Origin of the sequence: Oscillibacter sp. CU971 (genome assembly GCF_905219725.1) — a bacterium.
Lineage (GTDB): Bacteria > Bacillota > Clostridia > Oscillospirales > Oscillospiraceae > Oscillibacter.
This window is the reverse complement of record NZ_CAJMXG010000334.1, coordinates 1-2,614: the sequence shown is the minus strand read 5'-3', so window position 1 is coordinate 2,614 and position 2,614 is coordinate 1. Positions and strand designations below refer to the sequence as shown.

Annotated in this window: 3 protein-coding genes and 1 pseudogene; all 4 read left to right on the top strand. The window is 51.2% G+C overall.

Translation table 11 applies throughout. The features are described from left to right. Positions 1-360 (top strand): hypothetical protein (locus JX325_RS14940; protein WP_204791866.1); only part of this gene is annotated, 360 nt, incomplete at its 5' end. Positions 361-372: 12 nt separating this feature from the next. Further along, positions 373-1,869 (top strand): class I SAM-dependent DNA methyltransferase, encoded by a 1,497-nt coding sequence (locus tag JX325_RS14935; protein ID WP_204791865.1) that lies wholly within the window; start codon positions 373-375, stop codon positions 1,867-1,869. 414 nt (positions 1,870-2,283) lie between these two features. After that, positions 2,284-2,496, top strand: coding sequence for an AlpA family transcriptional regulator (locus JX325_RS14930; protein ID WP_204791864.1), 213 nt, complete (start codon positions 2,284-2,286; stop codon positions 2,494-2,496). Continuing rightward, positions 2,493-2,614: pseudogene (locus JX325_RS18260) on the top strand (helix-turn-helix domain-containing protein); the annotation flags it as partial. The gene JX325_RS14930 and the pseudogene JX325_RS18260, both read left to right, overlap by 4 nt.

Sequence of the window (2,614 nt, the reverse complement as noted above, 5' to 3'; positions counted from 1 at the left end):
GAAAATATCTTAAAGTCAATTCAGGTTTTGTTTGCTGGTGAGGAAATCCTTTATGAGACGGAATCTTTTGCGATTACTGGAAATATTTTAGATGAAAACCTATATCAAGGTACTCGTTCTGACTTAATAAATGCAAAACTTACATGCCTTGCTCAAGTTAAGCGTGTTTATCCTGATGGTACCGAGTTGATGAAAAATACTATTTTTACAAAAATTAAGGATGCCAGTGCAAAGGATAAATTAATTACATCAATGCAGGCGCTAACTTCCGGTAATGTGTTTGATTTTGAAGCGACTGCTGTCTCTTCGATTTACGAAAAACCTGTATATCAGTTAGAGATAATTGCTTTGTATCAGTAAGGGGAGAATAACATGCTTGACCAAACCTCCACCATCATTTCCAAAGTCTGGGGTATGTGCAACCCCCTGCGGGACAACGGTGTGTCCTACGGCGACTATCTGGAGCAACTGACTTACCTGATTTTCCTGAAAATGTCGGACGAGTATTCCAAGCCACCCTACAGGCGGGAGACTGGCATCCCCTTCGGATATACTTGGGCGGACATGAATGCCCTCAAGGGCGCAGAACTGGAGGAGCAGTACAAAGCCACCCTGGAAAAGCTGGGGGAACAGGGCGGCATTCTGGGGAAAATTTTCAAGGGCGCGGTGAACAAGATCAGCAGCGCCGCCATCCTGTACCGCATCGTGCAGATGATCGACCAGGAGCGGTGGGTGTCCATGTCCTCCGATGTGAAGGGCGAGATCTATGAGGGACTGCTCCAGAAAAATGCGGAGGACGTGAAAAGCGGCGCAGGGCAGTACTTCACGCCCCGGCCCCTCATCCGGGCCATGGTGCGCTGTGTCCGTCCGGAGCCCATGAAAACCATCGCGGACCCCTGCTGCGGCAGCGGCGGTTTCTTTCTCGCCGCACAGGAGTATATCGCGGATGAAGCCCACTATACCCTGGACCGGGAGAAAAAAGAGTTCCTCAAAAACCAGACCTTCTATGGCAACGAGCTAGTCCCCTCCACCTTCAAGCTGTGCCTGATGAATTTGTATCTCCACAACATCGGGGACATCTACGGAAACGTCCCCGTCACTCTGGGGGATGCACTGCTGACCGACCCCGGCTACCGGGTGGACTATGTGCTGACCANCCCGCCCTTTGGCAANAAGTCCTCCATCACCTTCACCAATGAGGAGGGGGAGCAGGAGGNGGAAGACCTTGTCTACANCCGGACCGACTTCTGGNNCACCAGCTCCAACAAGCAGCTGAATTTTGTCCAGCACATCAACACGCTCCTGAACGCCAGGGGCAAAGCGGCGGTGGTCGTACCGGACAACGTGCTCTTCGAAGGCGGGNCTGGCGAGACGGTGCGCCGGAAGCTCTTGGAGACNACCGATCTGCACACGATCCTGCGCCTGCCCACTGGGATTTTCTATAAGCCTGGCGTCAAGGCAAACGTGATTTTCTTTGNCANGCGCCCCGCCGGCCCAGAGCGGCAGACGAAAGAGGNGTGGGTGTACGACTTCCGCACCAACATCCATTTCACGCTGAAGCAGCATCCCATGACGGACGCCGATCTGGAGGATTTTATCTCCTGCTTCCATCCGGAGAACCGGCATCAGCGCCATGAGACATGGTCGGAGGATCACCCGGATGGCCGCTGGAGGAAATTCACCGTTCAGGAAATTCTGGACCGGGATAAAGCCAGTCTGGATATCTTCTGGATCAAAGACAAATCTCTTGCGGACCTGGACAGCCTGCCTGCGCCGGATGAATTGGCTCTGGATATTATCGAAAATCTCCAGAGCGCACTGGATGGTTTCCAAGAGCTTATGCAGCAACTAAACACGATACCGGAATGATAGTTCTATGCACATCTATCATGATGCTTCACGAAATACACCTGCAAGGGTCAACCTCTGCGGGTGTATTTTTTCAGTGGCACTCACAGCAGAATTATTTATTATGTCCAGGTACAAAAAATTTTATACGCTCTCTTGACAAAGCTTACTCAATCAAGTATCCTATACATAGAACATATATTCGGGTGCAACAACTGAACAAACTGCCTCGCTCTACTTCCGACTTACATATCCGAGGCTGTGCAAGATCTCGCGGTACAATATTCTGTACCGCTGGTCGTTTTGCCAGCAAGGATGTGTAGGTCTTTTGTTTTTCTGGTATGGAGGGAACAGCGTGGACGGCTATCACACTCTGTCCTGTATTCCATCACAGAGAGAAAAGACTGTCACAACTGACAAGGAGGCAAGTCCTATATGAAAGAATCCACCTACAAAAGCTACGACNAACTGCCGCTGTTCCTGAATGCGGCAACGGTGGCGAGAGTGCTGGGCGTCTCTCCGTCCAGTGGTTATGAGCTGATGCACGAACNGGATTTTCCGGTTCGGAAAATCGGTAGCAGACTCGTAGTGCCCAAAGAGAAATTTGTGGAGTGGGTGTCGCAACACACCCAAGGAGGTGCAGATTGAAGTACACACCGTGGCCAAAGCGTGATCCGGTCAAGAACTACTTCCAGCTGCCCAACGAAATATTCCTGCTGGGTCTGTCACCCGGCGCGCTGGCCGTCTACTCGTACCTGCTCTGCTG